At 56.0% G+C, this 4,910-nt stretch carries 6 protein-coding genes; 5 read left to right on the forward strand and 1 reads right to left on the reverse strand.

Going from position 1 to position 4,910, the window contains the following annotated elements; all coding sequences use genetic code 11:
* Positions 1 to 642: 642 nt before the first annotated feature.
* From ATC00_RS33630 to ATC00_RS20525, 4 genes are all read left to right on the forward strand, one after another.
* A partial coding sequence (locus tag ATC00_RS33630; protein ID WP_268801741.1) for a calcium-binding protein occupies positions 643 to 1,370 on the forward strand: 728 nt, incomplete at its 3' end.
* A gap of 50 nt (positions 1,371 to 1,420) precedes the next feature.
* Complete coding sequence (locus tag ATC00_RS33635) at positions 1,421 to 1,675, forward strand: hypothetical protein (protein WP_234782378.1); 255 nt, start codon at positions 1,421 to 1,423, stop codon at positions 1,673 to 1,675.
* A gap of 160 nt (positions 1,676 to 1,835) precedes the next feature.
* Positions 1,836 to 2,024, forward strand: a complete 189-nt coding sequence (locus ATC00_RS20520; RefSeq protein ID WP_064254165.1) for a hypothetical protein — start codon at positions 1,836 to 1,838, stop codon at positions 2,022 to 2,024.
* Between the two features lie 38 nt (positions 2,025 to 2,062).
* A complete protein-coding gene (locus ATC00_RS20525) occupies positions 2,063 to 2,353 on the forward strand; it encodes a hypothetical protein (protein ID WP_064254166.1) in 291 nt (96 codons plus the stop codon).
* Between the two features lie 7 nt (positions 2,354 to 2,360).
* Here the strand turns inward: ATC00_RS20525 and ATC00_RS20530 are convergent, their stop codons facing one another.
* On the reverse strand, positions 2,361 to 3,167 hold the full coding sequence (locus ATC00_RS20530; protein WP_064254167.1) for a hypothetical protein: 807 nt from the start codon (positions 3,165 to 3,167) through the stop codon (positions 2,361 to 2,363).
* 232 nt (positions 3,168 to 3,399) lie between these two features.
* Between ATC00_RS20530 and ATC00_RS33860 the strand changes: the two genes are divergently transcribed.
* Positions 3,400 to 4,797, forward strand: coding sequence for a calcium-binding protein (locus ATC00_RS33860; RefSeq protein ID WP_268801740.1), 1,398 nt, complete (start codon positions 3,400 to 3,402; stop codon positions 4,795 to 4,797).
* Positions 4,798 to 4,910 lie beyond the last annotated feature (113 nt).

Genomic DNA, 4,910 nt, shown 5'->3' on the forward strand with positions numbered 1-4,910 from the left:
CCTCGAGACCGGATACGTTGACGCAGACTGAACAGAGCTGTCTTTCAAAAAACCCCTTGCGGACGGGGCGGGCCATACGTTTAAGTCGAGCATCGGGCACCTGCGAGTTCATTGATCAACGATTCGGCCAAATGTCTTTAAGCAAATCAACGCACGTGACGCCACAGGCGTTTGCGTGATCTGCAGAGGGAAGTCTCGTCAACACACACACGAACAGGCTGCGTGCCGTATCTAGTCGCCGGACCAAAGGACGGCCGAGAAGGCTAGCGGCGCTCGAGGGGGGAGAGGCTTCGTAGCCACAACCACCTAAGAAAAACGTCTGCCCGCTCCGACACACCACAAGCGCTGGTTGATCAGCCAAAGAGAAGGCGGTACCGCTGTTGCGGTATTTTATTGATTTCCAGGAGGAAAATTGTGGGCGTAACAGTTTCCGTTTCAGACGACTACGGTCTCGACATGCGCGAGATCGACTTCAGTTCGCTTCTTTATGCAGATTCCTACTCCAGAAGCTCGTCGATCTTCTCTGCCCATTACGGTAGTTGGACCGATCAGTTTCGGGGAAGCGGCTTCAAGTATGATAGCGATGGCTATCCGACAGCTGGCACCGTGACGAGCTACGCCATCTTGTACAGCGGCGGCCGCATGGCCCTCATTTCTGGATTTTCGATCGCCACGACCATAATTGCCAGTGCGGCGAAGACCGAATCCCTCTCGGATGACCTCGCCATCATTCGCGACGCGCTGGCCGGAAATGACAATCTGAACGGCGGCGAATCTTCCAACTACCTTAGGGGGTATGCGGGTAACGACGTCATTTCTGGCGGCCAATATTGGGACGACCTCTTCGGCGACGATGGCGACGACAAGATTTCGGGTGGCTCCAATGGGGACAGTCTTTACGGGGGCAATGGCAACGATACGCTGAACGGCGGCAGCGGCTTTGACCTGCTCAGCGGCGGCGCCGGCTCGGATACGGCATCATACGTCGGCGCTTCGGAGGGTGTGGTCGCAAGCCTCAAGAATCTCGCCAGCAACACCAATGATGCGTCTGGCGACGAGTATTCGTCGATCGAGAACCTCACAGGCACGAGCTACTCGGACATCCTCGAGGGCAACGCCAACGCTAATGTTCTGACCGGCGGTAATGGCAACGACAGGCTGATCGGCAGAGCCGGCGGCGATACCCTCAACGGCGGCGCCGGCACAGACAGCGCATACTATTACGGCGCCACCGCCGGCGTCATCGCCAACCTCAGCAATGCAAGCGCCAACACCAATGACGCCGCAGGCGACGTCTATTCATCCATCGAAAATCTCGTAGGGAGCTCGTACACAGACGGGCTGTTCGGCAATGGCGTGGCGAATACCCTNGTTTATTTTTAAAGAGACAACCGAATCCACGAGCTCGGTCACCGATACGATCTTCGACTTCTTCGCGTCGGAAGGAGATCGGATCGATCTATCAGGAATTGATGCCAATCCTTATTATGGAGGCGACGACGCGCTGGTGTTCATCGGAGCGGACGCTTTCAGCGGCGGCATAGGGGAGTTGCGGTTCGAAAAGCGTGCTTCCGACACGTATATCTATGCCGATGTCGACGGCGACCAAGTAGCTGACCTGACAATCCATCTCGATGACGCGATCATGCTGAACTCTGGCCATTTCATCCTCTAGGCTAACAATCGGCTGGCCAAACCAACCCCCGCTCCGGCGGGGTTTTTTAGCGCCTACATGGCAGAAACTCTCGCGACGCGGTGGACCACGGATAGGGGCAATCCTGCTGCCTCATGTTTGAAGAACTGGCGACTAGCCCCCCGGGCGAGGCCCGTCTCTGGTGACTGGAGCGCCTCGCTTCCCCAGCCTCGGCTATTTCCGGATCGGCTCCGGCTACTCGACGGCCTTTGCCGGCGCATGCGACATTGCCTTTGCCGCGATTGCCTCCGTGGCGCACACGGAGGATCAGATCAAGGCTAACGCCGCTGCGCTGCAGGCGTATTTCGATCCTCGCAGCATCTTTATCTGATGGGGGCAATTGCCCTAAGATGACCAGGAGTCCTAAAAATGTCGGAAGAGCGCGCGACTGACCAAGGCGCGATCAATGGTCAATTCGCGATGACAGTTACCACGGACTTAGAAGAGGTTTGTGAGCTACAGCGCCCGCTCAACCGCTATCTCGACGAACCGCCTAGTCAAGTTGATCCAGATATGTCTCGTCTCACCGTTGACGAAAAACGGCTATGTGATGAGTTCTACGACTGGCTCATCGCGCGTGGGGTTCAGCCATTCACAGGTGGCGACGACTACTTCGAGCGCTTAGACGACGGGACAGTGATAACCTATCCGGCTCCGTAGGCGAAGCTCAGCCATTCGTGAGACTTCGAGAGTACTGTTCGTTAAATCGCTTCATCTCCTGCCGGAATCTGGGTGTTTCGAAGATCAAGGTGTAGAGGCTGAAGCGATACCATGCGTCGGTTTGCATTGCATGGAAGTATTTGTAGACCTCAGGCTTAAGAGTTGTCGGCTTTAGTCCCTCGAAGGTTTCGACCTTGGCGTCCGGCGTCAGCGTTTTCCAGAACGGGAATATGACGCTGTGGACCCGCACCCGCAACGGGATCAACGCGACATTGTCAAGGTGGGACATTCTCTTGGCAGCGTCCGGTTCTGTCCCTCGGCTCCGCGATGGGAATATCAAGTAAGCCTTTATGTTTGGGATTTGCTGTACAAGGTCAATTGCATCTTTGTAGCGTTCGGTGAGGGCGAGCCCCTCTGCGGTTTCCCATGTCTTGATTAGAGATTCGGGGAGCTCTCCAATCTTGCCGGTTTGCTCGTAATAGCCCCGATCGAGACGGGTATAGGCAGAGAACGCAAACACCCGGAAGACAGTCTTCGGGAAACGGCTTGCCAACCCATTAGCAAAGATGAACGCGCCGGTGCACGATTTGCTGGTGCCGACGAAATTGACGAACTTCGGATTGTGCGCGCTGATGTATGCGGATATTTCAGAGGTCTGGCTCGGGATGTTCTCCAGATACCAATTGCCCGTCATCTGAATGTTGTTTCTCGCGAAGCCTCGACAGAGGTACTTGCTGAAACCGAGCAAGACCGTAACGGTGTTGTCGCTGTCGTTCGTCCTATTTACAATGGTGGGCAGAATGGTTTCCGACATGTCCAACTCGATGCTGATTTGTCAGCGCGAGATAGCCGATCCCTCAGCAATTGCAAGCGCCGCGAGAGATCATCTACAGATTGGGCAGTGGCTGCACTCGTGGAGTGTGTTGGTGGGGCGCGATATCGACGGTCAATATTGGGGTGTAGTTGCGCCGTTCGATTAAATTCCAGGTTGATTTTGCCGAAGCTAGACCTTAACGCTACCCGCATTCCTTGACGGAGCCATGGGGGTGAACGTGGGCATAAAGCTTTCGATTGCATACGACTATATAATGGACATGCGGGAGGAATTTGATTTCCATAGGATTACCCGGGCCGCTTCTTTGTCGGGAACTTCCGGGACCTTCACTGTCAACCATAGCAACTTTTCCGACCAATTCCGTGGAAGTGGCTTCAAATATGACAGCAGCGGCTATCCGACCGCTGGGACAATATCGAGTTTCGTCTCGCTTTTCGACGGCCGTGTTATTATCTCCCTGTCGGGGCTTTCGATTGCCGCAACAGAGCTTGTTAGTGCGGCGAAGACATCCTCGACCTCAGATGACCTGGCGCTCGTTCGGGAGGCGTTTGGGGGAGATGACATTCTAAGCGGTGGCGACGCCACAAACTATCTTAGAGGCTATGCTGGCAATGACAGCATATCTGGCGGTCAGGACACCGACACCTTGTTTGGTGATGACGGCGACGACGCGATCATTGGGGGCGAAGGCTCGGATAAGCTCTACGGCGGCAATGGCAACGATACGCTGAATGGTGGAATCGGAGAGGACGTTCTCAGCGGGGGCGCCGGTTCTGATACCGTTTCCTATCTCGATGCATTCGAAGGTGTGACCGCAAGTCTCAGAAACCCAGACAGCAACACGAACGATGCCTACTTCGACCAGTATTTCTCGATTGAGAACCTTAAGGGAACTGATTTCGCGGACCGCCTCGAAGGCAATGCAGCGGTGAACATTCTCATCGGTGGGGCAGATGACGACACGCTCATCGGAAGAGCCGGTGGTGACACACTGCGTGGTGGCGACGGGGCGGATACTGCGTCATATGCCGGTTCAGCCGCCGGCGTAATCGCGAACTTGGCAGGACCCAGCCGAAACACAAATGACGCGGCAGGCGATGTTTATTCCTCAATTGAAAATCTGACCGGCAGCTCTCACGCGGATGGGCTGTTTGGCAATGGCGCGGCCAATTCCCTCATCGGTGGCGGCGGGGACGACAGCCTCGTCGGCTATGCCGGAGAGGACAACCTGTATGGCGGCACCGGAGCGGATCGTCTGTTCGGTGGCGACGAGGCGGATCGACTATTCGGCGGCGAGGGCGCGGATCGGTTCATGTTCAAGTCCGTGTACGAGTCCAGCGAGGCCTCCATTGATACAATCTTCGACTTTCTCACGGCGGAGGGTGACATGATTGATCTTTCAGCTATCGACGCCAACTTAAGTGCCGCTGGCAACCAGGCGTTTTCATTCATCGGTACGGCGGAGTTCAGCGGCTCTGGCCAAGTTCGGTACGAGAAAGCGGCAACGGAGACGTACGTCTACGCTGATCTGAGCGGGGATGGCACGGCGGACTTGATAGTTCGCCTCGACGACTCTGTCACGCTCACTGGCAGCGGTTTCGTTCTATAAAGCCATCGTGCTTAAACAGCCCCGGCCCCGGCGGGGCTTCTCTTTTTGGGCTGGGTCTGTCAAGCAAAGGACATCCTCTCCGCGCCTACAAGGCGCGGCGTCGGTCGTTGTCT

Source organism: Sinorhizobium americanum, from assembly GCF_001651855.1.
GTDB classification, from domain to species: Bacteria; Pseudomonadota; Alphaproteobacteria; order Rhizobiales; family Rhizobiaceae; genus Sinorhizobium; species Sinorhizobium americanum.